Genomic DNA, 22,605 nt, shown 5'->3' with positions numbered 1-22,605 from the left:
GTTTTCCGTACGGAATTGCGTAAAAATGAACCGTACTAGACGGCAAACGAAGCGAAAAACAAAAGAGGCCGGAAAATTCCGGCCTCTTTTTTTGGCGGCTGCCCCACGGCTTCGCGATCAGCGGAAGGCGGCAACCGGCCTGCTACTTTGCCCGTCCCGTTACTTGACGATCACGATGCTGGTGTTGCCGGGGCCGAAGGCCTCGACCAACTGATAGAAATCAGCCGCCGCGTCGGGATGAAGCCGCACGCAGCCATGCGAGGCGGGACGGCCGAGACGGCTGATGGCGTAGGTGGCGTGGACGGCGTAGCCACCGCTGAAGAACACCGAATGCGGCATCGGCGCGTTGTCGTATTTCTTCGAATACCACATCTCATGCATGCGGGTCGGCTTGAACGAGCCGGTCGGCGTGATGTGCCTCCTGTCACCGGTCGACACCTTCCAGGTGTAGGTCGGGCGGCCGTCGACCGTGACTTCCATGATCTGCTGCGACAGCGAGACCTTGGCGACGATCTGGTTGGCATGCGCGGCGTTGCCGGCGCCGAAGAGCAGCGCAGCGCCCGTGAGCGCGGCGGCGGTGATATTGATGAGCTTGGCTGAAATAGCGGTGTGCATGACGATCCCTCTCTGTTTCTTCCCGGTCGCGCCGGCTTCAATTCGATGGGGCTCTTATCGTGTTCGTCCGTTTCAGACCTATTTCGCTTGATGCTCGTTTCTGTTTCGAATTGGTTTCTACAAGATCAGCCGAACGACACTGCAGAACCTTTTCGGGGCGCGGCGACAGTCGCCGCATAACGAGCACGGGTCAGAAACGAAAGTTCATTTCACCCATATATGAAAGATGCAAAGCCACTTTCGAAACCAATCTGCAACAAAGCGCTGCTTCGGCGGCATGATTTGGATACAGGCCGGCGGCAGATTTGGCGAAACGGGAACAGACATCTGCAAACGAAAATGGGCAGGAAATCGAAACTCCGCGCCTGGCTTCTCAGGATCAACGTCGCGGCCATCGTGCTCGGCGCCGCCGGCTCGGTGGCCAGCAACCCGGCGACGGCGCCGGCGGCAATGAGTTCCGGTGAGGTTTCGACGCTGCACATGGCTCTGTTCATCGCCACGGTCTGGATTGTTTCCAGACTGCGCGTCCACCGGCTGAAGACCTTCTGGCGGGTCGGCCTTCGGCTGATGAGGACGCGCGGCCCCTCCGGCTACTTGCTGCCGAGAGGACCGAAGGCCCGCGCCGCAGCGGGGGGCTCCGTCAGCGGCGCGGGCGCTTCGGGAGTTTCCTGAAGCGCCGACGATATCGAGATTGGGGATAGGACATGAAGACGAACATTGCCGCGTCGGTGCTTTCCGCGCTTCTTTACGCACAGGGCCTGCTCGGCTTCGCCGCGCTGGCGACGGTGCTGCTGAAGGACCGCGCCCCGGTCGGGATAACCGTCAGCGCCAACGTTCCAACCGGACCCTCGGTCGTCGTGGTGCGCTGAGCGCCGGACACCGGACCCAAAATGACCACCGCTTTGGGGAGTCCGATGCTCGACAGCCTCGCCGATCTGAACTCACTCGTTGCGCGAGAGCGGCGGATCGAAACGATAGCCGGCGCCGCGGATGGTGGTGATGGTCTCGGTGTCGAGCTTGCGGCGCAGCCGCACGATGCGCGAATCGATCGAGCGGTCGAAAGCGTCGGCGTTCTCGGCAGGCGCAGCGGCAATGATGTCGTCGCGCGTCAGCACCTTGCGCGGGCTGGCCAGGAACAGTTTGAGCAGCGCCACCTGCCCGGGAGAAAGCTGCTCCTCCGCGCCCGAGCGATGCATCACCATGGCCGACCGCAGGTCGACGGTGGCGTTTTCCAGCACGATCAATTCCCCGGCGGCCCTGCCGCGTCTCACCAGCAGGCCGCCGATGCGCGCGGCAAGCTCGCGCACGTTGAGCGGGCTTTCGATCACGTCGGCGGCACCGAGCTCCAGCGCCAGCACCTTGTCGACGAGGTCGCGCGGCCGGCAGATCAGGATGAAATCAGGACCACCCTCGCCACCCCCGCCCTGGCTGCTGTAGCGCCTGAGCAGCTCGCGCCCCTCGGCCTGGGTGACCTCGTCTCCGACCACCACGACATCGATGCCGCCGGCCGAAAGCAGCGTCTCCGCCTCCCAGGGCTGGCGCGCTTGGCGCACGTCGTGCCCGCGCCGCTCGAGATGGTCGGCGAGATCGCCCGCCACCACCTCGGCGACGGACACAAGCGCAATGACGGATCGTGCGGCCATTTTCTCCACCCCGCCACAGACAACTCGAGATGAGTGCTGGACATCATGTTTATACCCAATCTACTTTCCGCTGAAAGCGGGAGCGAGCGCGTCGTGAAGGCACGCATCATCGTCGTCGAGGACGAACCGGATCTGAGGGAGGCCGTGGCCGAGTATCTCGGCGCCAGCGGCTATGACGTCGTGACGGCCGAGAATGCGGTGGCGGCGCGCGCGCTGTTCGAGGCGCAGTCCTTCCACCTCGCCATCCTCGACATCGCCATGCCCGGCGAGGACGGGCTGTCGCTCGGCCGCTGGCTGCGCTCCAAAACCCAGATCGGCATCATCTACGCCACCGCGGCCGGCACCGCGCTCGACCGCATCGTCGGACTGGAGCTCGGCGCCGACGATTACATCGTCAAGCCGTACGAATTGCGCGAGGTGCTGGCGCGGGTGCGAAGCGTTTTGCGCCGCGTGCCGCAGCCGGCCGAGCCGCAGGCGCAGAAGGCCGAAACCGGCAATCGCCGCTTCATGAATTTCGGCGGCTTCCAGGCCGATTTCGATGGCCGCCTGGTCATCGGCGCCAATGGCGCCGTCATCGAGATGGCCAAGAGCGAGTTCGACGTGCTCGAAGTTTTCCTCACCCGCGCCAACCGGCTTCTGACGCGGGCGGCGATTTCGGAAGCCATCGGCTTCGTCGAGGACCCGGAATCCTCGCGCGCGGTCGACATCCGCATCATGCGGTTGCGAAAGAAGATCGAGGCCGACCCCGCCAATCCGAAATTCCTGCGCACGGTGCGCGGCGAAGGCTATATCTTCTCGCTGCCGAGCGGCGACGCCAACTAGAGCAATTCCAGGAAAAGTGTGAGCGGTTTTCCGTCCGGAATTGCGTCAAAACAAAGAGATAGGGCGTTTCACCGTTTCCGTGAAACGGTGAAACGCACGAGAGCAATTCCGGGAATGCCGTGAAACGGCCGGGCTTGGCGCCTTGGCCATAGCCTTCCGTCCGGAATTGCGTCAAAACAAGCGATAGAGCGGTTCGCCGTTTCCGTGGAGCGGAGGGATGCTCTGAACGACCGACGTCCGGGCTGGAATGACATGACTGCTGATGCAGCGCGCACCGATATGCATGGCTCGCGTCCCGGCGGTGCCGCGATGGCGGCTGTCCATGTCGTGCGCCGCCTGCGCGAGGCAGGCGACTGGCAGCGCGAGATGGACGACATATTGGGGACGATGTGCCGCAAGATGGATTGCCAGCGCGGCATCCTCTTCCGCCTGCGTGAGTTGCCGGGCGAAGGCTTCGCCCAGTCTGTCGCCGCCTATTGGATCGACCCGGATTTCGGCGGCGAGCTGGCCTCGCCCACCGTGATCGCGCAGTCGATCATCAACTCGGATTCCTTGCTGGAGCGGCTGCAGGAAGACGAGCGGCAAGGCAAGATCTTCTCCGGCCACACGCGCGATCTCGACGGCTTCCTGCGGGCCGACTTCGAGAAGCAGAGCATCAAGTCGTTCCTGTCCGTCTCCGTTTTCGCGCATGGCCACCTTTGGGGCACGCTGGCCGTCAACGATTGCGTCGCCGAGCGCGAATGGACGGATGAGGAAGAGGCGACGCTGCACATCATCGCCTTGGCCATCGGCGACGCCATCGAGCGCTCGCCATCCGAGGCGCATGCCAGTGAAGTGATCCGCCGCACCATGCTGCAGGCCTCGCTCGACGCCATCATCGTCATCGACGAGACGGGTTCGATCATCGAGTTCAATCCAGCCGCCGAGAAGATGTTCGGCTTCCAGCGCAGCGCCATCCTCGGCAAGGATCTGCTCAATACCATCGTTCCGGTATATTACCGCAAAGGCTATGCCTCGGGCGCCGAATACATGGCCGGCCGTGGCGCGCCGATGGTCGGCCAGCGGCTGGAGACGGTCACGCAGAATGCCGCGGGCGAGATCTTCCCGATCGAGCTGACGGCGACCGAGATGCGCGTTGCCGACCGCCGCCTGATCTTCGGCTCGATCCGCGACCTGCGCGAAAAGCTGCAGGCCGAGGAAGAGATCAACCGCCAGCGCGAGAAGCTGCACCAGAACGAGAAGATGGCGGCGATGGGCTCGCTGCTTGCCGGCGTCTCGCATGAGCTCAACAACCCGCTGGCGGTGGTGGTAGCGCAGTCGACGCTGCTGCATGAATTCGCCGGCGACCCGCAGACCAAGGTGCGTGCCGAGAAGGTGCGCGCCGCCGCCGAGCGATGCGGCCGCATTGTCAAGAGCTTCCTGTCGATGGTGCGGCTGCACCCGACCGAGCAGGCCGAGACGGATCTCAACCAGGTGATGCGCTCGGCGCTTGAAGTCACCGCCTATGGCGCGCGCTCCAGCGGCATCATCATCGACACCGACTTTGCCGACGGGCCGCTGCTTGCCTTGGCCGACGCCGACCACATCACGCAGGTGGCTGCCAACTTCCTCATCAACAGCCAGCATGCGCTGGCCGGCGTCATGGACGAACGGCACATCAAGGTGCGGACCTTCCGCAACGAGCACGGCAATCCGGGCTTCTCCGTCGAGGACAACGGTCCGGGCATTCCCGAGGCGATCCGCGCGCGCATCTTCGAGTCCTATTTCACCACCAAGCCGGTCGGCGTCGGCACCGGCATCGGCCTGTCCATCTCGAAATCGATCGTCGAGCGCCACCACGGCAGCATCCGGTTCGAGGAAGTGCAGCCGAACGGCGCGCGCTTCGTCGTGCAATTGCCGGCGATCGCGGCCGGCAGTGCCGCGCCCGGCGAAGGCCCGGCGCGTTCGAGCGGGCTGCGCCATGCGCTGGTGATCGACGACGAGCCGGACGTCGCCGCCTCATTGTCCGACATACTCGAGCTGATGGGCGTGAAGTCACGCGTCGCGGCAAGCTGGACATCGGCAGCCGACGTGTTGAACGGTTATATGCCGCCGGACATCGTCTTTTCCGATCTGCGCATGCCGGGCACCAGCGGCATTGCCATCTACCGCGAGCTGCTTGCGCAGCAGCCCCCGCTCGCCAAGCGCTTCGTGCTGGTGACCGGCGACATGATCGGCGCCAAGGCCGAGATCGAAGCGCTGCCGCCGCAGCAGCGCCCGCATATCCTGGAAAAGCCTTTCTCGACGCTCGACGTCCGCGGCATCCTATCGACCGTCGCCGACGAAGCCGCCGCCGACAACGGCGCCCACATCTGAGCCGAGATCGCAACCGGGCCGTGGCCGAGCTTGAGCTCGCACCGCTGTAGGCTCGGTCGAGATTCAGGTCAGGCCGAGCCGAGAAGAGTGGATTCCGAGAACCGGAGCGGAGCGTACTTCAGTACGTGAGCACCGGCCTACGCCGGCCGTAGCCTTAATTCACGGCTACGCTACTCGTGAGTGCTTCGGCCGGCGAAGGCCGGAAGCGCAGGAAACCGCTCTTCGCAGGCCGGCCTCACCTGAATATCGACCGAGCCAAAAAAAGAGGCTCCCGACCGACGTAGCGGCGGGAGCCTGACTCGAGCGCAGGAGGGCGCGCTCAGGGGAGGTCTTAAAAAATGTTCGGCGTGTTGGTGAGCGGCGCGGCGTTGGCGATCATGCGCACCGCGCGCTCCCTGTGCTGACCGGACTGCTCGGCGATGGCGCGCAGGCACTCGATGCTCTCGGCGCCCCAGTTCTGGCCCTTGCAGGCAAAGTCGATCGTGGGTTCCGGCAGGCGGGCGGTCTTGAGCGTGGTTTGCGCGCCCTCGACGACATTGGCCGGCGGGTGGATCGAAGCGAAAGCCGGGCCTGAAGCAGGTGCCGCCAGCATGCCGATGAAGACGCAGGCGCCGATCAGCATGAACATCGCCATCGGATGATCGCTGGCGCGCTGGCGTAGCGCAAGCTTCGGCCGGCGGTCATTGCGCTCCGGCCCATTCAGGCGGCGATCGGTATCAGCGACGCGAACTTTCGCAAACATCGGTTGCTCCCTTCGTTATCTTTCTTTTGGCTATGAAACGAACATAATCGCACCAGGTAACAGCCGGATGATCGACGGCGGTTGCCTGTGTAACAGGATTGAAACAGGCGCCGGACAAGGCAGCATTTCCAATCCGCGGCAACCATTCGGCTGGCCATCGAAGCGGTCGGCGCAGATATGCGCTTGCCGTGCTCGGCCGACTGTAAACAGCCTCACACAGCAATGCCTGAATTCAAGCGCATCGCCGCCGTCTGCCGTACGCTCGGCATCAATCGAAACATGCCCTCTTCAAGGCAGCCATCGGCGCTCACAACCGCTGTTCCGCTTCCTCGATTAACATCCGGATTTTCCGGGATTTTTCCGGCTCAGATGAGGCCGAGCGCGTCGCCACGAAATCTCCGAATTTCCGCAAACCATTGCATTTCAATAAGAAATATGCCTATATTGAATGAGTATTCAACAAAAAGAAGAGCATGCCCATGAACCCGCACCTCCGTGACGTGGCGATCCCCAACGATTGGGACCGGCGGGGTTTGCCCGGGTGGAGCTACCATTCCAACGCCCTTCTCGAGCTCGAGAAGGAACATGTCTTCCGCAATCACTGGCAGATCGCCGGCCATGTCTCGGACGTGCCGAACCCTGGCGACTATCTGACCATGGATGTCATCGGCGAACGTGCGCTGATCGTGCGCGGCAAGGACGGCGTCGTGCGCGCCTTCAACAACATGTGCCGGCACCGAGGCAGCCGCGTCGTCGCCGACAGCCAGGGCTCCTGCAAGAACGCGCTGGTGTGCCCGTTCCATGGCTGGGTCTACAATCTCGACGGCACGCTGCGCGGTGCTGCCCGTCCGCGCTCCTTCCCCGAGCTCGACAAGACCGAGTTCGGCCTGATGCCGCTCGACCTCGAAATCTGGATGGGCTTCATCTTCATCCGTTTCCGCAAGGGCGGCCCGCAGCCTTCAGTGGCCGAGCTCCTGAAGCCGATCGAAGCCGAGATGGCGCACTACAATATCGCCGACATGGTCCCGTCCTGGGGCATCTGGACTCAGAAATCGCCGGTCAACTGGAAGTCGGTCCGCGACGTCGACAATGAAGGCTACCACGTCGCCATGGCGCATCCGGCGCTGCAGGATCTCTATGGCGCGACCTATTTCGACGAACCCTTCATCAACGGCGTGTCGCGCTCCTTCGCCACCTACAATCCGCATGCCGGCCGGCGCTGGAGCGTCCGCGAGTACATCAAGCTCGCGCCCGAGGCGACGCATCTGCCGGAGCATCTGCGCAAGGCCTGGATCTATTACGGCATCTTCCCCAACAACGCGCTGTCGATCATGCCGGAATCCGTCCAGTTCTATCAGGAGTTCCCGCTGTCGACCGGCGAGACGCTGCTGCGCGGCGCCATCTATCGCTACAAGGACGAGACCAGGGAACAGGCGGCGGCGCGCTACCTCGCTTATCGCATCGACCGCGACACGATGAACGAGGACGTCCAGCTTTCAGTGTGGTCGAACGAATCCATGCTGTCGGAAGCCTTCGAGGGCTTTTATCTCTCCGACCTCGAATATGGCGTGCGCACCCACCACGACCATCTGCGCAGGCAGGTTCCGGTGCTGAACCTGGAGACGGCGCCCGAGGAAAAGGACATGTGGGGCTTGAACGACGCGCTGCGGTCGAGGGGGTAGGAGCTGGTGATCTTCCCCCTCGGGGGAGATGTCGCCGAAGGCGACAAAGGGGGTCGTCTCACATTGAGCGCCTGCGCCTTCCGCGACGCTAGACGTCGGCGCCCCACGCGCAGCGCCCCCTCTGGTCGCTTTGCGGCCATCTCCCCCTCAAGGGGGGAGATTGGCGCTCAACCCCGCCAGACCCCTTCCTTCCTCAGATCATCCATGGTCCGCGAAATGCCTTCGTGCAGGATCGCCACCATGTCGTCGACCTGCTCTTTGGTGATGATCAGCGGCGGCGACATCACGCACATGTTGATCAGCGGCCGCACCAGCAGGCCGAGCTCGTGGCAATGCGCGTCGATGCGTTTTCCGACATCCTTGTCGAGCTGCAGCGGGTCCTTGCTCTCGCGATCGGCGACACATTCGACGCAAGCCATCAGGCCGACGCCGCGCACCTCGCCGACCAGCGGCAGCTCTTCCAGCGTCTTCAGCTGCGCCTGGAAATAGGGCGCAATCTCGCGCGTGTGGGCGAGCACGCCCTCTTCCAGCAGGTCGAGATTCTTCAGCGCCACCGCGCAGCCGATCGGATGGCTGGTGTAGGTGAGGCCATGACCGAACAGCGCATCCGGGTGGTTGGAACGGCGCAGATCCTCAAGCAGCCGCTCCGATATGATGACGCCGCCGAGCGGGAAATAACCCGATGTGACGCCCTTGGCGAAGGTGATCATGTCCGGATCGATGCCGAACACGTCGCCGGAGGCAAAGACATGGCCGAGCCGCCCGAAGCCGGTCACCACCTCGTCCGAGATATAGAGGATGCCGTTCTCGCGGCAGATCTCGCGGATACGCTTCAGATAGCCGTCCGGCGGCACGACGACGCCGCCGGAAGCCTGCACCGGCTCGCCGACAAAGGCTCCGATGCGCTCCGCGCCGACACGCGCGATCGTGTCGCGGAACTGATCGACCAGGAAATCGGTGAAGGCGGCGATGCTCATCTCCTTCGGCCGCCGGAACGGGTCGGGCGAGGACAGCTTCACCACCAGATCGTCGGCGCCGTCCATCCAGTCGCGGTCGCGCGGCCGGCCGTTGAGCGAGGCCGACAGATAGGTCGAGCCGTGATAAGCGCCACCGCGGCTGAGGATCAGCTTCTTCTCCGGCCGTCCCCGCACATTGTTGTAGAACTGCATGAAGCGCAGCGCCGTCTCCACCGCCGACGAGCCGCCGGTGGTGAAGAAAGTGTGGCTGAGATCGGCGGGTGCCGCATCGGCGATGCGCCGGGCAAGCTCGGCCGAGGGCGCATTCATCGTGTACCAGGGCGTGTTGTAGGAGAGCGCCATCGCCTGGTCGTACATGACCTTGGCCAGTTCCTCGCGGCGATGGCCGACATTGATGCACCACATGCCGGCCGGGCCGTCGATCAGGCGCTTGCCGGAGCCGTCGGTGATGTAGATGCCGTCGCCCTCGCCGATCAGCGCGCGCGCCTCGTTGCCGACCGAGCCGGCATAGGGCCAGGGCTGCACGAGATGGCGCTTGGCTAGCTCGACCGCGTCGTCATCGTCGGCATCGACGAGTTCGCTTGCCTTGATCTTGCTTTGAGCCGCCATTTTCGCCTCGCATCGCCAGGTTGTCGAATTTTCATCGGATATCAAACGACGCGGAAAGCCATGGAAATTGGGCTTTTCATCACTTGATTTTGAATATCCATTCAATCAATATCGCAGAAATAGCGCTTGATTTCAATCGGCGGATGCGCTCATGATGAAAGAAAGCCGGCAAGCCAGGGAGCGATCGCGCTCCAAGCATAAATCGGGAACAGGCGGCCGGCGCTACAATGGGAAGGCCGCATGGCGGGACAGTCCGAGCCAGCTACCGAAATCACGCCCGGAGCACCGCAATGACGGTTGCTGCGGAAGGGTCGCCCCCGCTGCGCATGGCGGGATCGAGACGAAGTCCCCTTCTGCAATCGGAAGCCGTCCAGGGCTTTGCCCTGATCAGTCCCACCTTCGTCTACGCCCTTATTCTCCTCGTCCTGCCGATCCTGGTCGTCATCGCGCATTCCTTCTGGACGCAGAACTATCTCACCATCGACCACACCTTCACGCTGGAGAACTACCGGATCGCGCTGACCGAGCCGATCTACCGCGACCTGCTCTGGCGCTCGCTCTACATCTCGCTGACGGTCAGCCTGCTGACGGTGGCGCTTGCCTATCCGATCGCCTATTTCATTTCCTTCCATGGCGGCCGCCACAAGAGCCTGTGGCTGTTCCTCATCACCATCCCGTTCTGGACCAGCTACCTGCTGCGCGTGATGTCGTGGAAGGTGATCCTCGGCTATAGTGGCGTGCTCAATTCCGGCCTGATGGGCCTCGGCATCATCGACGAGCCGTCGACGGCGCTGCTTTACAATTCCAGCGCCGTCATCATCACGCTCACCCATGCCTGGGCGACCTTCGCCATCCTGCCGATCTTCGTTTCGCTGGAGAAGGTCGACCGGACCCTTGTCGAAGCGGCGACCGACCTCGGCGACGGGCCGCTGCGCTCCTTCCTGCGCGTGACCCTGCCGCTGTCGGCGCCTGGTGTCATCTCGGCCGCGCTGATCGTCATGATCCCGACCGTCGGCGACTACGTGACGCCCAAGCTCGTCGGCGGCAAGGACGGCGTCATGATCGCCAACGCCATCCAGGCGCAGTTCGGCAAGGCGTCGAACTGGCCGCTGGGCGCCGCACTCTCCGTCACCACCATGATCATCGTCTCGCTGATGGCCGGGGCCACGGTGCTGGTCATACGCGCCCTGCAGAGGCTGGCACGATGACGGCGATAAGACGTTTCCTGCCCGGCTGGCTGTCGAGCTACGCCGTTCTCTATCTGCTGTTCCTTTATCTGCCGGTGATCTTCCTGCCGATCTTCTCGATCAACACGGCGGCGACGCCCAAATTCCCGCTCTCGGGCGTCACGCTGCACTGGTACGAGGACCTGCCGCGCACGCCGGCGCTGATCGACGCCACCTGGAACAGCCTGATCGTCGGCGTCTCCGCCGCGATCCTGTCGACGGTGCTGGGCATTCTCGCGGCCCGCTCGATCACCCGCTACCGTTATCCCGGCCGCCGCGCCATCAACGGCCTGATCATGGCGCCGCTGGTGCTGCCGGAGGTGATCGTCGCCATCTCCATGCTGCTGGTCATGCTGCAGCTGGGCCTCAGCCTGTCGCTATTCACCGTGGTGCTCGGCCATGTGCTGGTCTGCATTCCCTATTCGATGACCGTGCTGACCTCGGGTTTCGAGGGTTTCGACCGCAGCCTGGAGGAGGCCTCCGCCGATCTCGGCGAGAGCGCCTTCGGCACCTTCCGGCGGGTGACGCTGCCCATGGTCGCGCCGGCGATCATCTCCAGCCTGCTCGTCTGCTTCACCATCTCGCTCGATGAATTCATCATCGCCTTTTTCCTCACCGGCACCGAGGCAACGCTGCCGATCTACATCTGGGGCCAGTTGCGCTTCGCGGCCAAGCTCCCCGGCGTGCTGGCGCTCGGCACCTTGCTGCTCTTCGCGTCCTTCGTGCTGATGACGATTGCCGAAATCCTGCGCCGCCGCGCGGCGAGACGCACCCAGAACGGGGGAGGCCTCTATGCTTGAGCGAGTCCAATCCGAGCGCACGCAATCGGATCGCACCATGATCGAGATCCGCGACGTCACCCGCAGCTACGGCGCCTTCAAGGCGCTGGACAATGCCTCGCTGGCGATCCGCGAAGGCGAGTTCTTCTCGCTGCTTGGGCCCTCCGGCTGCGGCAAGACCACGCTGTTGCGCATGATCGCCGGCTTCGACACGCCGACCAGCGGCTCCATCGCCGTCGACGGCCAGCCGATGGACGGCATCCCCGCCAACCGCCGGCCGACCAACATGGTCTTCCAGAGCTATGCGATCTTCCCACATCTCAATGTCGAGCAGAATGTCGCCTATGGGCTGAAGCGGCTGAAGCTCGACGCCGGCGAGGAGAAGCGCCGCGTCGAGGAAGCGCTGGCGCAGGTATCGCTGACGGGCCTCGGCAAGCGGCGCGCCACCGAGCTGTCCGGCGGCCAGCGCCAGCGCGTGGCCTTGGCCCGCGCGCTGGTCATGCGGCCCAAGGTGTTGCTGCTCGACGAGCCGCTCTCGGCGCTCGACAAGAAGCTGCGCGAGCAGATGCAGGTCGAGCTGCGCCGCCTGCAGCAGGCGGTCGGCATCACCTTCGTGCTGGTCACGCACGACCAGTATGAGGCGCTCGCCATGTCCGACCGCATCGCGGTGATGTTCGGCGGCCGCATCGCGCAGGTCGCCTCGCCAAAGGAGATCTACCAGCGGCCGGTCAACCGCCAGGTGGCCGATTTCCTCGGCGGCATGAATTTCGTCAAGGCCGAGATCGTCGAGGAGAACGGCGCTTCGCTGGTGCTCGACACGCTGGGCTTCGGCCGCGTCAGGACGGACAAGCCGAAGGCCTTCGTGCGTAATGGCGGCGCGGCGACGCTTGGCATCCGGCCCGAGCGCCTGCGCGTTTTGTGGGACAATGCGTCGGCAAAATTCGAGGTCGCCGGCAAGGTCGTCGAGCGCCACTATTTCGGCGAGATCACGCATCTGATCGTCGAGATACCGGGGCTCGAAAAGCCGCTCTCGGTGACCGAGACCAACGATTTCGGGGCCGACGACATTCCGGTCGGCGCACCGATCCGCCTCGCCTACGATCCTGAAGCCTTGGTGGCGATGGCCGACTGAATCTTTGCAGCCGCGATGCGGCCGGCAACGATCGCGCCCTCGACATAACCCGGGAAAGACGGCGACATTTCCGAAGCGGCGAAATAGACCGGCGGCGCGCCGGCAAGGATCACACGCTCGGCATTGCGCGCCGTCACGTCGATAATGAGGTCGCTATAGGCGCCGCCGCTCCAGCGTTCATGCGTCCAGTCGCGCGCGCTGAAATCGACGAAGTCGGCGGCCTCTGGCCCGAGCGCCTGGACAAGCCGCGCAGTGATTTCCGCCTGCAACGCCGCCTCGCCGAGCCGATGCCAGCGCAGCGCGAGCGGCCCGCCGACAAAAACGACGAGCGCGGCGTGGTCGATATCCTTGCTGGCGTCGCAGGCAAACAGGCCCGGCTGATCGCGCCACATCACCATGCCGCACAGGCCCCGCTCGCGCCAGAACGGCTTTGCGTAGCGCACCAGGATCTTGATCACCGCGCCGCTTTCCCAGACGCCCAACGCCTTTGCCAGGTCGGTCGGCAAAGCCGGTGCGAAATCGAGCTTCGCGGCCGTCGCCGGTGGCAACGCGATCAGCACGCCTGGCGCATCGATCATGCCGGAGCCCGTGCTGATGCGGACGCCTTGCGATCCCCGCTCGACACGCGTCACCGCTTCGTTCAGGCGCAGCCGGCTGCCGAGCTCGGCGGCAAGATCCTCGGCCAGCGATTGCATGGTGTCGCCCAGAAAATACTGCAGCTCGAACACCTCGTTGGTGATGCGGCGATCGTTGTCGATCAGGTACCAGAGCGGCACCTTGTCCGCCGCCAGGCACCACAGACCCTCGACCAGCGAGCGGAAAGCGGCCTTGGCGTCGGCCTCATCGCGCTGGCGCTCCAGCCAATCGGCGACCGTCAGCCCGGCAATCGACGGATCGTCCGGATCAATTCTGTTCATGCGCTCGCGGATCGCCATCGAGACATGATAGGTGCGCTCCGCCCGCGCCGGCGTCATCGACGGAAGGGTGATGAATTCGCCATCGACATAGGTCTCGACGAAGGTCTTGCCGTAGGCCTTGGCCAGCGCCATCACTTCGGGCATGTCCACGCACAGGAACTGGCCGCCGCTGTCGATCACCTCGCCGAGCCCATTGCGCACGGCTTCCACCCTGCCACCGACCCGGTCGCGCGCCTCCAGCAAAAGGAAATCGATGCCGGCGCGCTGAAGGTCGAGCGCGGCGCATAGCCCGGTAAAGCCGGCGCCGACGATGACGACATCGGTTCTTTCAATGCTGCTCTTCAATAGCCGGCCTTGATCTTCTCGAACTCGGCGACCATGCGCTGCTTCAGGTCCGGCGCCACCGGCTGCTGGAAGAGCGTCCTGTCGAGGAACTTGTCGAGATTGTCGAAGCCGCGGTCGCTGAGCAGCTTCTGGTCCATCGCTGCCATGCCCGCGCTGTTGCCGTGGCCGTAGCCGAAGGTCTTCACCATATACTCCGAAACGTCCGGCGCGTTGACGGCGCTCAGGAAATCATAGGCCTCGTCGAGCTTGCCCGGCGCATCCTTGAGCAGCACATAGCCGCACACCCAGGTCGAGATGCCTTCCTTGGTGTCGCGGTTCATGGCGATCGGCATGCCCTGGCCTTTCAACGTCACATAGGTCTCGTTCCAGCCCCAGACCAGGTCGACTTCATTGCCCGTGAAAGCCTGGTTGAGGTCGGTGTCGTCGGTCCAGTAGAAGCGGACATTCTTGTGCACGTCGCGCAGGAAGGCGGAGGCCTGTTTGAACTGCTCGTCCGTCATCTTGGCCCAGTCCTTGAGCCCGATGACCAGGCTCGCCAGCGCATAGGCGTCGTCGACATTGTCGCCGATGGTGACGCGGCCCTTGAACTTCGGATCGGCGAAGATTTTCAGCGACTGCGCTTCGTCCGCCGTCACCTTGTCGGTGCGATAGAGCAGCGAGGTATTGCCCCAGTCGAAAGGCATGAACCAGGCCTTGCCGTCGGCGGTGGTGGCGAGGTCCTTCATCGCCATGATGCCGGGATTGAGATCCTTCCAGCCGGCGATCTTCGAGGTGTCGAGCGGCTGCAGCAACCCGGCCTCGCGCCATTTCACCACGCTTTGCGAGCAGGGATGCGCGATATCGGCCTTGAAGCCGGCGCGCATCTTCTCGAAAGCCTCGTCCTCGTCGCCGAAGAAGGAGAAAGTCGGCTCGGCGCCGCGTTTGGCGGTGTAGGCCGGATGCAACAGCGGATCCTCGTATCCCGACCAGTCAAAGACGACGAGGTCGCCGCCGCCTTCCGCAAGCGCATGGGCGGAGCCTGCGCCGACGGTGAGGACGGCGGCGAGCGCGAGGCGGTGAAGCATGGTTTTCATGGCGCGAGAACTCCCCCAATCGCAAATGTGCTTGGAAGAAAGTTAGGAGAATTGAAAAGCTTTGGCGAGCCCGCCTGCTTCGGTTCGAAGGGAAGCAGGCGGCTCTTGGGTCAAAGCTCAATAGCCGGCTTTGATCTTCTCGAATTCGGCGATCATCTTCAGCTTGAGATCCGAAGGCAGCGGCTGCTGGAACAGTGTCTTGTCGACCCACTTTTCGACGTTGTCGTAGCCCTTTTCCTTCAGGACCGCCGGATCGACGCCCGCCATGCCCTTGGCATTGGCCTGGCCATAGCCCCAGTCCTTGACCAGCGTCTTGGCGACTTCGGGATCGTTGACGGCGTTGAGGTAGTCATAGGCCTTGTCGATGTTGCCTGGCGCATCCTTGAACAGCACGTAGCCGCACACCCAGGTCGACATGCCTTCGTCGGTGTCCTTCTTGGACTTGATCGGCACGCCGGCCTTGACCGACTGCACCGTCGCGTCGTTCCAAGCCCAGGCGAGATCCACCTCGCCGCCGCTCAAAAGCTGCACGATGTCGGTGGTGTCGGTCCAGTAGGAGCGGACATTCTTGTGCACCTGGCGCAGGAAGTCGGACGCCTGCTTGAACTGGTCGTCCGTCATCTTGGTCCAGTCCTTGAGCCCAATGGCGAGGCTGGCCAGCGCGTAGGCGTCGTCGACATTGTCGCCGATCGAAACCCTGCCCTTGTATTTCGGATCGGCGAACACCCTCAGCGACTGCACGTCCTTTTCGGCGATCTTGTCGGAATTGTAGGTGAGCTGGGTATCGCCCCAATCCCACGGCATGAACCAGGCCTTGCCGTCGGGAGTGGTGGCGAGATTCTTCATCGCCATGATGCCGGGATTGAGATCTTTCCAGCCGGCGATCTTCGAGGTGTCGAGCGGCTGCAGCAGCCCCGCTTCGCGCCACTTCACCACGCTTTGCGAGCAGGGATGGCCGATATCGGACTTGAAGCCGGAGCGGATCTTTTCGAACGCCTCGTCCTCGTCGCCGAAGAAGGCGAAGGTCGGCGAGTCGCCGTTCTTCTCGACATATTTACCGTGGAAGCTCGGATCTTCATAGCCGGACCAGTCGAATACGATCAGGTCCTTGTCGGCGGCGACGGCGAACGCTACCGCGGAAGCGGCAAGCGCGCTGCCAAGCGCCAGGGTCAATGTCAGGCGTCGGCTGAGTTTCTTCATGCTGTTCCATCCTCTTTTGGTTTGCCGGTCTTGTTGGCCGGCTGTTGCTAACCCCGGCTTTTGCTAACCCCAGTTCTCGCTAGCCCCAGTTCTTGCTAGCCCCAGTTCTTGCTAGCCAAAGTGTTTCGGGAAGGCGGCGGCCAAGAACGCATTCGCCGCCTGCAATGCGGTCTCACGCGTGGTGTCCTCCGTCCCCATCATCAGCCGCAACCACAGGCCCTCGAGCATGGCGCTGAGCGCCAGCGCGATGACCTGGGGGTCATAGGTGTAGCCGCCGCTCTCTTTGAGCGTCGTGCAGAGGTCGATGAAGACCTGCTGGTAATAGGCGTCGCGCGAGCTGCTCAGCGCCTGGTAGGTCGGCCGCGATTTGGCCTCGCCCCAGAAGGCAAGCCAGGCGGCGAGCTTGCGCTTGTTGCAGATCGAGCGGTCGAAATCGGCCCACACCAGCTGCTGCAGCTGCCGCGCCGGATCGTCCCCCGCTTTCTGCAACGCCGTGCGCCAATGCGCCGAATACTCGTCATACATGTGCTGCAGCGTGGCGATCAGCAGCTTTTCCTTGCTCTCGAAATGGAAGTTGACGATGCCCCGCGACAGGCCGGCGCCATCGGCCACATCAGCCATCGTCGTTTCGGCATAGCCGCGCTTGGCCAGTGAATCGATCGTCGCCTCGATCAGCTGCAGCTGCCTGACCTCTTTCGAGGCCTTGCGGCCGCGCTTTTCGGCATCGCCCTTCCGCGCCGTTTCGGGGAGAGCATCGCTCGCCTCTTCAGTCTTCATGGGTGTGACGGTCTCCAGCATCGCCGGCTATCCGACCGGCTTCCAACCGCGCAGATGAGTGGGGCGGTGCTCGCCACTGTCAAGCACCTTCTGCATCGCCTCCCAGGTCTTGATGTTCTTGTCGACATAGGCCGCGCCGACCGCCGCTGCGGCCTGCGCGTAGAGCGGCCCCTTGAGCCGCGAAAGCTCCTCGCGCGCGACCTCGCGGTACCATGGATTGCGGTCGCGTATCATGATGTCGGTGAAGCCGGCGCGCCGCATCGCTTCGGCATAGCGCGCCGGCGAGGCCATGGCGAAGGAGAGCCCCTCGGCCGCGACATAGGCCTTCATCTGAGGGGACGGCTCGCCGTCATGCCCGATCATCCAGTTCGACGCGGCAAACACCCCGCCCGGCTTCAGCACGCGGAAAATCTCGGCGAACAGCGCCTCCTTGTCCGACACATGCAGCAGCGCGTCCTTGGAGAAGACGACGTCGAAGGAGGCATCGGTGAAAGGCAACGGCCCGGGCGGCGCCTGGACGAAGCGGACGCGATCCTCGAGACCTTGCGCTGCCGCACTTCGCCTTGCCGTCTCGATCACCGGCCTTTCGACGTCGAATCCGGTGGCTCGAGCCGCGCCATGCGTTGCCACCAGATGCAGCGTGATGCCGCCGGCGCCGCAGCCGATATCGAGGATCGTCTTGCCCTTGAGCGAGAGGCCTTCAACCACACGGTCGACCTCGTCCGGACCGCCCGGTGACAGGTAGCCCTCGCCCCAAAGCGCTTCGAGGAAGCGGATGGCGGTGTCGTCATATTCCGGCTCGGCGTCAGCCGTTTCGATCATCGGATCTTTCAACCCCAAATGCCGATGTGGATCAGTCCAGAAATCAAGGCAAAGCCTAGCGCATCAACGGGAAAACGCAATATCATTTGTTGAACATTCATTCAAAATGGCTGGACAAAAATCTGTGATCCGTGCCAAATTCGCGCAATCAGGGAACAAAAAGCACCGAGCAATTCCGGGAAAAGCGTGACGCGGTTTTCCGTCCGGAATTGCGCAAAAACAAGAAGATAGAGCAACCGGATGGAGGTTCTGCGCGCATGAAGGCATGGGACGCGATCGTCATCGGCGGCGGCCATAACGGCCTGGTCAACGCCTGCTATCTGCAGCGCGCCGGCCTGGACGTGCTGGTGGTCGAGAAAAACGACTGGGTCGGCGGCGCGGCCACCAGCCGCGAGCTGACGCCGGGCTTCCTCTATTCCAACTGCTCCTATGTCTGCTCGCTGTTCCGGCCCGAGATCATGCGCGACCTGGAACTGCCGCGCTTCGGCCTGCAGGTGATCTCCTACGAAGGCGGCGCGGTGTTCACCCGCGACGGCGACTATCTTGCCAACTACCGCGACCACGACGCGCATCGCCGCGAGTTCGCCCGCTTCTCGATGCGCGACGCCGAGGCCTATGACCGCTATTCGCGCGACGTCACCAGACAGTGCCGCTTCATCCAGCCGCTTCTGATGCGCACCGCGCCCGATCCGACCAGCCTCAAGCCGCGCGACCTCGGCGAGTTGCTCTATCTCGGCAAGAAATTCGCCGGCCTCTCGGCTGAAGAGATGGCGCTGACCCTGCGTTTCTGGACAATGTCGATCTCCGACTTCCTCGACGAGTATTTCGAGACCGACGTCATCAAGGCCAATTTCGCGCTGTCCGGCATCATCGGCACCGCGCTTGGGCCGATGTCGCCCGGCACGGCTTACGTCTTGTTGCACCACTATATGGGCGAGGTCGATGGTTCGGTCGGCGCCTGGGGCTATGCGCGCGGCGGCATGGGCGCCGTCACCAGGGCGCTGGCCGCCTCCTTCAAGGCGAGCGGCGGCACCATCCGCACCGGTGCCGAGGTCGACCATGTGCTGATCAGGAACGGCAAGGCCAAGGGCGTGGTGCTCGCCGGCGGCGAAGAGATCTACGGCAAGCTCGTCATCTCCAATGCCGACGTCAAGCGCACCTTCCTGAAGCTGGTCGAGGAAAAGGAATTGCCCGACATCTTCTTGCGCCGCGTCAGGAATTTCAAAATCCGCGGCTCGTCCGGCAAGGTCAACATCGCGCTGGATTCGCTACCCGAGTTCCCGGCCCTGCCGAAGGACTCGCCGGTCTATCGCGCCGACATGCATTTCACCGATTCCATCCAGCGCATGGAGCGCGCCTATGACGACTGGAAGGCCGGGCGCTGGTCGGCCGATCCCTTCCTCGACATGATGATCCCGACCACGCTCGACCCGACCATGGCGCCGCCGGGAAAACATTTCATGAGCTGCTTCGTGCAATACGCGCCGCCCAAGATGGACGGGCGCGACTGGACCGACGCCGACCGCGATGGCTTCGCCGAAAGCGTGATTTCCCAGATCGCCGATTATTCGCCCGGCTTCCGCGACCGTATCGTCCACATGGAAGTGCGCACGCCGCGCGAGATCGAGGCCGAGGTCGGCCTCACCGAGGGCAACATCTTCCAGGGCGAGCTCACCTTCGACCAGTTGCTCTTCAACCGGCCGGTGCCGGGCTACGCGCAATACCGCTCGCCGGTCGGCGGGCTCTATATGTGCGGCTCCTCCACCCATCCGGGCGGCGGCGTGATGGGCGCGCCCGGACGCAACGCCGCCGCCGAGATCCTGCGCGATCTCGCCAAGCCAACCCTGCATATGAGCCCGGCCCATGACGTCATCTGATTTGAACTGGGACGCCATCGTCATCGGCGGCGGACACAACGGCCTCGTCGCTGCCGCCGCGCTGGCGAAGTCCGGCCGCAAGGTGCTGCTGCTCGAGGCCGGTACCGAGGTCGGCGGCGCCGCGCGCACCGAGGAATTCGCGCCGGGTTTTCGCGTTTCGGCGGTCGCGCATCTGCTCAACCGCCTGCATCCCGATGTGGTGAAGACGCTGGAGCTGGAGCGGCACGGGCTGACGGTCGAGCGCGGCGATTTCGTGCCCTCGGTCGCGCTGTCCACGGACGGTCCGCTGGTACTGAACGGCGCCTATGGCGAGGTGCTGACCGGCGCCAGCCCTTCGGAGCAATCCGCCTGGAAAGAACTGCGCGCGCAATTGCTGCGCTACGCCGGCGTGCTGAAGCCGTTCCTGTCGCGCCGGCCGCCGGACCTCGGCAACATGTCGCTCGCCGAGATGACCGGGCTCGGCCAGACCGCGCTGGCGCTGAAGCGGCTCGGCAAGGAAGACATGCGCGATTTCCTGCGCGTGCTTTTGATGAATGTCTACGACCTGCTCGACGAGCAGCTTTCGGACGACCGGCTGAAGGGCCTGCTTGCTTTCGACGCCACGCTCGGCAGTCATCTCGGCCCGCGCTCGCCGACCTCGCTGCTCGGCCTTTACTATAGGCTTGCCGGCGAGATCGGCGGCCTTGCCGGCGCGCAGATGCAGCCCAAGGGCGGCATGGGTGCCGTCGTCGCCGCCATCCACTCGGCCGCGGAAAAGGCCGGCGTTTCGATCCGTCAGGCGTCAATGGTCGCCAAGGTGATCGTCGAGAAGGGCCGCGCCGTCGGCGTCGTCACGCAGAACGGCGAAACGCTGCGTGCAAAGGCGGTCGTCTCGGCCATCAACCCCGCAACCACGATCCTCGACCTCGTCGGGCCGCGCGAGGTCGACACCGGCTTCGTGCGCAAGGTCAGGAACATTCGCATGAAGGGCGATGCGGCGAAGCTCCATCTGGCCCTCGACCGGCCGCCGCAATTCACCGGCGTCGACGCCGCCGGCCACAAGGGCCGCCTCGTCATCGCGCCCTCGCCCAACCATGTCGAGCGCGCCTTCAACCCGTCGAAATATGGCGAGTTCTCGCCCGAGCCGGTGATGGAGATCACGCTGCCCAGCCTCGCCGATCCCTCGCTCGCGCCGTCCGGCGCCTGCGTGCTTTCGGCCGTGGTGCAATACGCGCCCTATGCGCTGAAAGAGGGCTGGACCGCCGGCAAGCCGCAATTCCTCAAGGCGATCATGGCGCAGCTGGAAACCTACGCGCCCGGCATCGAGGCGACAGTGCGTCACGCCGAGCTTCTGACGCCCGCCGATATCGAGACACGCTACCGCATGCCTGGCGGCCACTGGCACCATGGCGAGTTGCAGGCCGACCAGATGCTGATTTCTCGGCCGGTCTCAGGCTGGTCTGGTTACGACACGCCGCTCGGGGGGCTGTTCCTTGCCGGCGCCGGCTCGCATCCGGGCGGCGGCATCTCCGGCGCGCCCGGCCTCAACGCCGCGCGTCGTATTATTGCGATGAGGGCATAGGAATGGTTTTGCAAATCGTTAGCACAGCGCTCTACGGCGCCCCCCTCTGCCCTGCCGGGCATCTCCCCCTCTTGGGGGGAGATCAGCAGTTCGCTCGCTCGGCGCCTTTCCTGCAACGTCGAAGATTGGCGAAATGGCCGGCGACAGCCGATCTCCCCCCAAGAGGGGGAGATGTCCGGCAGGACAGAGGGGGGCGCGAAGGAACGCCGTGATGAACCATCATGCCACCTTCAAGCCGTCAACCGACGCCCGCGCGCTCGCGCAATCCCACTTCCGCACGCTCAGGCTCGGCACACCCTTCCAGCCGCGCATCGACGCGCTGGCGCTGACGAACGACTGGTACAATTGGGCCGGCTACCGCGCCCCGCATTCGCTGTGGGATGAGGAACTGGAATATTTCGCCATCCGCAGCCAGGCGGCGCTGTTCGACATCTCGCCGATGACCAAATACCGCATCGAGGGCGCGGACGCTGAAGCCTATCTCGATCGCGTCACGCTGCGCGGCGTCACAAAACTCAAGCCCGGCCGCGTCCATTACACCGCCTGGTGCGACGACGAGGGTTTCGTGCTCGATGACGGCACGTTGTTCAGGCTCTCGCCGACGCGCTTCCGGCTGTGCTCGCAGGAGCGGCATCTGCCCTGGCTGCTGGACAGCGCGATCGGCTACGAGGTCAGTGTCGAAGAGGAGACCGAGTCCGTCGCCGGGCTCGCGCTGCAAGGCCCGACATCCTTCGCCATCCTGCGCGATGCAGGCTTTGCTGGCGTCGAGCGGCTGAAGGTCTTCGACCTTGCCGAATTCGCGCATGACGGCGGAACCGTCACCATCTCGCGCACCGGATTCACTGGCGATCTCGGCTACGAATTGTTCGTGCCGGCGGACAAGGCGCTGAGCCTTTGGGACCGGCTTATGACGGCGGGTGAGCTGCGCGGCATCCGCGCCATCGGCTATGCGGCGCTGAACCGGGCCCGACTCGAAGCCGGGCTGATCGTCGCCAATGCCGACTTCACCACCGCCGAGCACGCCATCCGCGCTGACCGCTTGCGCATGCCCGACGAGATCGGCCTCGGCTTCATGGTCGATCCGGACAAGGGCCATTTCAACGGCCGCCGCGCCATCCTCGAAGCGCGGGCGAAGAAGAAGCTCAGACATGTGTTGGTCGGGCTGGAAATCGAAGGCAATATCCCGGCCGAGCACGCCATCGTCTATTATCGCAAGAGCCAGGAAGTCGGGCTGGTCAGCGCGGCGATGTGGTCGCCCATGGCCAAGCGCAACATCGCGCTCGCCTCGCTGCAGCGGCCCTATGGCGACACGATCGTCGACGACCTCTGGGTCGAGATCTACGCCATGCGCGAGCTGCAGTACCAGAAGCTGATGAAGAAGGCGAAGGTGGTGCCGCGGCCCTTCATCAAGCTCGACCGCCGCACCGCCAACCCGCCGGCGGATTTCTGAC

Annotated in this window: 20 protein-coding genes; 11 read left to right on the top strand and 9 right to left on the bottom strand. The window is 64.0% G+C overall.

Annotated features, from left to right (window positions below):
* Positions 1–159 precede the first annotated feature (159 nt).
* The gene (locus tag RFM41_RS21205) at positions 160–615 is read right to left on the bottom strand and encodes a L,D-transpeptidase (protein ID WP_320250746.1); all 456 of its coding nucleotides are present in this window, start codon (positions 613–615) and stop codon (positions 160–162) included.
* A 339-nt stretch (positions 616–954) separates the two neighbouring features.
* Here RFM41_RS21205 and RFM41_RS21200 point away from each other — a divergent pair, with 339 nt between their 5' ends.
* The gene (locus tag RFM41_RS21200) at positions 955–1,287 is read left to right on the top strand and encodes a hypothetical protein (protein WP_320250745.1); all 333 of its coding nucleotides are present in this window, start codon (positions 955–957) and stop codon (positions 1,285–1,287) included.
* 32 nt (positions 1,288–1,319) lie between these two features.
* Positions 1,320–1,484, top strand: a complete 165-nt coding sequence (locus RFM41_RS21195) for a hypothetical protein (protein ID WP_320250744.1) — start codon at positions 1,320–1,322, stop codon at positions 1,482–1,484.
* 72 nt (positions 1,485–1,556) lie between these two features.
* Here RFM41_RS21195 and RFM41_RS21190 read toward each other — a convergent pair whose 3' ends face one another.
* Positions 1,557–2,258, bottom strand: a complete 702-nt coding sequence (locus RFM41_RS21190) for a winged helix-turn-helix domain-containing protein (protein WP_320250743.1) — start codon at positions 2,256–2,258, stop codon at positions 1,557–1,559.
* Between the two features lie 93 nt (positions 2,259–2,351).
* Between RFM41_RS21190 and RFM41_RS21185 the strand changes: the two genes are divergently transcribed.
* Both RFM41_RS21185 and RFM41_RS21180 read left to right on the top strand, forming a co-directional pair.
* Positions 2,352–3,080, top strand: coding sequence for a response regulator (locus tag RFM41_RS21185; protein WP_320250742.1), 729 nt, complete (start codon positions 2,352–2,354; stop codon positions 3,078–3,080).
* A 252-nt stretch (positions 3,081–3,332) separates the two neighbouring features.
* Entirely contained in the window at positions 3,333–5,435 is a 2,103-nt protein-coding gene (locus RFM41_RS21180) for an ATP-binding protein (protein WP_320250741.1), read from the top strand.
* A gap of 331 nt (positions 5,436–5,766) precedes the next feature.
* On the opposite strand, the gene RFM41_RS21175 is transcribed toward RFM41_RS21180, so the two are convergent.
* Positions 5,767–6,177: a hypothetical protein gene (locus tag RFM41_RS21175; RefSeq protein WP_320250740.1), complete on the bottom strand. Its 411-nt coding sequence runs from the start codon at positions 6,175–6,177 to the stop codon at positions 5,767–5,769.
* Between the two features lie 479 nt (positions 6,178–6,656).
* On the opposite strand from RFM41_RS21175, the gene RFM41_RS21170 reads away from it, so the two are divergent.
* On the top strand, positions 6,657–7,859 hold the full coding sequence (locus tag RFM41_RS21170; RefSeq protein WP_320250739.1) for an aromatic ring-hydroxylating oxygenase subunit alpha: 1,203 nt from the start codon (positions 6,657–6,659) through the stop codon (positions 7,857–7,859).
* 167 nt (positions 7,860–8,026) lie between these two features.
* On the opposite strand, the gene RFM41_RS21165 is transcribed toward RFM41_RS21170, so the two are convergent.
* Positions 8,027–9,445 carry an aminotransferase gene (locus tag RFM41_RS21165; RefSeq protein ID WP_320250738.1) on the bottom strand — a complete coding sequence of 473 codons (1,419 nt, stop codon included), beginning with the start codon at positions 9,443–9,445 and terminating at the stop codon, positions 8,027–8,029.
* 290 nt (positions 9,446–9,735) lie between these two features.
* Here RFM41_RS21165 and RFM41_RS21160 point away from each other — a divergent pair, with 290 nt between their 5' ends.
* The 3 genes from RFM41_RS21160 to RFM41_RS21150 are packed head-to-tail and all read left to right on the top strand — an operon-like array spanning position 9,736 to position 12,582.
* On the top strand, positions 9,736–10,653 hold the full coding sequence (locus tag RFM41_RS21160) for an ABC transporter permease (protein WP_320250737.1): 918 nt from the start codon (positions 9,736–9,738) through the stop codon (positions 10,651–10,653).
* Complete coding sequence (locus tag RFM41_RS21155) at positions 10,650–11,471, top strand: ABC transporter permease (RefSeq protein WP_320250736.1); 822 nt, start codon at positions 10,650–10,652, stop codon at positions 11,469–11,471. The genes RFM41_RS21160 and RFM41_RS21155 overlap by 4 nt, the downstream gene beginning before the upstream one ends.
* Before the next feature lie 37 nt (positions 11,472–11,508).
* On the top strand, positions 11,509–12,582 hold the full coding sequence (locus RFM41_RS21150; RefSeq protein WP_320251041.1) for an ABC transporter ATP-binding protein: 1,074 nt from the start codon (positions 11,509–11,511) through the stop codon (positions 12,580–12,582).
* Here the strand turns inward: RFM41_RS21150 and RFM41_RS21145 are convergent.
* The 5 genes from RFM41_RS21145 to RFM41_RS21125 form a co-directional block, all read right to left on the bottom strand.
* Positions 12,546–13,844 carry a flavin monoamine oxidase family protein gene (locus RFM41_RS21145; protein ID WP_320250735.1) on the bottom strand — a complete coding sequence of 433 codons (1,299 nt, stop codon included), beginning with the start codon at positions 13,842–13,844 and terminating at the stop codon, positions 12,546–12,548. The genes RFM41_RS21150 and RFM41_RS21145 overlap by 37 nt on opposite strands.
* Positions 13,841–14,917, bottom strand: coding sequence for an extracellular solute-binding protein (locus RFM41_RS21140; protein ID WP_320250733.1), 1,077 nt, complete (start codon positions 14,915–14,917; stop codon positions 13,841–13,843). Before RFM41_RS21140 ends, RFM41_RS21145 begins: the two co-directional genes overlap by 4 nt.
* Before the next feature lie 117 nt (positions 14,918–15,034).
* The gene (locus RFM41_RS21135; RefSeq protein WP_320250731.1) at positions 15,035–16,117 is read right to left on the bottom strand and encodes an ABC transporter substrate-binding protein; all 1,083 of its coding nucleotides are present in this window, start codon (positions 16,115–16,117) and stop codon (positions 15,035–15,037) included.
* 111 nt (positions 16,118–16,228) lie between these two features.
* On the bottom strand, positions 16,229–16,915 hold the full coding sequence (gene betI, locus RFM41_RS21130) for a transcriptional regulator BetI (protein WP_320250730.1): 687 nt from the start codon (positions 16,913–16,915) through the stop codon (positions 16,229–16,231).
* Positions 16,916–16,921: 6 nt separating this feature from the next.
* Entirely contained in the window at positions 16,922–17,716 is a 795-nt protein-coding gene (locus RFM41_RS21125) for a class I SAM-dependent methyltransferase (protein WP_320250729.1), read from the bottom strand.
* Between the two features lie 257 nt (positions 17,717–17,973).
* On the opposite strand from RFM41_RS21125, the gene RFM41_RS21120 reads away from it, so the two are divergent.
* From RFM41_RS21120 to RFM41_RS21110, 3 genes are all read left to right on the top strand, one after another.
* Positions 17,974–19,593, top strand: a complete 1,620-nt coding sequence (locus RFM41_RS21120) for a phytoene desaturase family protein (RefSeq protein ID WP_320250728.1) — start codon at positions 17,974–17,976, stop codon at positions 19,591–19,593.
* Positions 19,580–21,154 (top strand): phytoene desaturase family protein, encoded by a 1,575-nt coding sequence (locus tag RFM41_RS21115; RefSeq protein WP_320250727.1) that lies wholly within the window; start codon positions 19,580–19,582, stop codon positions 21,152–21,154. Before RFM41_RS21120 ends, RFM41_RS21115 begins: the two co-directional genes overlap by 14 nt.
* A gap of 211 nt (positions 21,155–21,365) precedes the next feature.
* Positions 21,366–22,604, top strand: a complete 1,239-nt coding sequence (locus RFM41_RS21110; protein ID WP_320250725.1) for an aminomethyl transferase family protein — start codon at positions 21,366–21,368, stop codon at positions 22,602–22,604.
* Position 22,605: the final 1 nt, after the last annotated feature.

It is taken from the genome of Mesorhizobium vachelliae (assembly GCF_033977325.1).
Classification (GTDB): domain Bacteria; phylum Pseudomonadota; class Alphaproteobacteria; order Rhizobiales; family Rhizobiaceae; genus Mesorhizobium; species Mesorhizobium vachelliae.
The sequence above is the reverse complement of the archived record's forward strand: the minus strand, read 5'-3'. Positions and strand labels throughout refer to the sequence as shown.

Excerpts from the sequence above, each read along its gene's own strand:
- RFM41_RS21165 (WP_320250738.1), bottom strand. The coding sequence starts at position 9,445 with ATGGCGGCTCAAAGCAAGATCAAGGCAAGCGAACTCGTCGATGCCGAC.
- RFM41_RS21180 (WP_320250741.1), top strand. The coding sequence starts at position 3,333 with ATGACTGCTGATGCAGCGCGCACCGATATGCATGGCTCGCGTCCCGGC.
- RFM41_RS21190 (WP_320250743.1), bottom strand. The coding sequence starts at position 2,258 with ATGGCCGCACGATCCGTCATTGCGCTTGTGTCCGTCGCCGAGGTGGTG.
- RFM41_RS21150 (WP_320251041.1), top strand. The coding sequence starts at position 11,509 with ATGATCGAGATCCGCGACGTCACCCGCAGCTACGGCGCCTTCAAGGCG.
- RFM41_RS21160 (WP_320250737.1), top strand. The coding sequence starts at position 9,736 with ATGACGGTTGCTGCGGAAGGGTCGCCCCCGCTGCGCATGGCGGGATCG.
- betI (WP_320250730.1), bottom strand. The coding sequence starts at position 16,915 with ATGCTGGAGACCGTCACACCCATGAAGACTGAAGAGGCGAGCGATGCT.
- RFM41_RS21120 (WP_320250728.1), top strand. The coding sequence starts at position 17,974 with ATGAAGGCATGGGACGCGATCGTCATCGGCGGCGGCCATAACGGCCTG.
- RFM41_RS21170 (WP_320250739.1), top strand. The coding sequence starts at position 6,657 with ATGAACCCGCACCTCCGTGACGTGGCGATCCCCAACGATTGGGACCGG.
- RFM41_RS21205 (WP_320250746.1), bottom strand. The coding sequence starts at position 615 with ATGCACACCGCTATTTCAGCCAAGCTCATCAATATCACCGCCGCCGCG.
- RFM41_RS21125 (WP_320250729.1), bottom strand. The coding sequence starts at position 17,716 with ATGATCGAAACGGCTGACGCCGAGCCGGAATATGACGACACCGCCATC.
- RFM41_RS21175 (WP_320250740.1), bottom strand. The coding sequence starts at position 6,177 with ATGTTTGCGAAAGTTCGCGTCGCTGATACCGATCGCCGCCTGAATGGG.
- RFM41_RS21200 (WP_320250745.1), top strand. The coding sequence starts at position 955 with ATGGGCAGGAAATCGAAACTCCGCGCCTGGCTTCTCAGGATCAACGTC.
- RFM41_RS21135 (WP_320250731.1), bottom strand. The coding sequence starts at position 16,117 with ATGAAGAAACTCAGCCGACGCCTGACATTGACCCTGGCGCTTGGCAGC.
- RFM41_RS21110 (WP_320250725.1), top strand. The coding sequence starts at position 21,366 with ATGAACCATCATGCCACCTTCAAGCCGTCAACCGACGCCCGCGCGCTC.
- RFM41_RS21155 (WP_320250736.1), top strand. The coding sequence starts at position 10,650 with ATGACGGCGATAAGACGTTTCCTGCCCGGCTGGCTGTCGAGCTACGCC.
- RFM41_RS21140 (WP_320250733.1), bottom strand. The coding sequence starts at position 14,917 with ATGAAAACCATGCTTCACCGCCTCGCGCTCGCCGCCGTCCTCACCGTC.
- RFM41_RS21115 (WP_320250727.1), top strand. The coding sequence starts at position 19,580 with ATGACGTCATCTGATTTGAACTGGGACGCCATCGTCATCGGCGGCGGA.
- RFM41_RS21195 (WP_320250744.1), top strand. The coding sequence starts at position 1,320 with ATGAAGACGAACATTGCCGCGTCGGTGCTTTCCGCGCTTCTTTACGCA.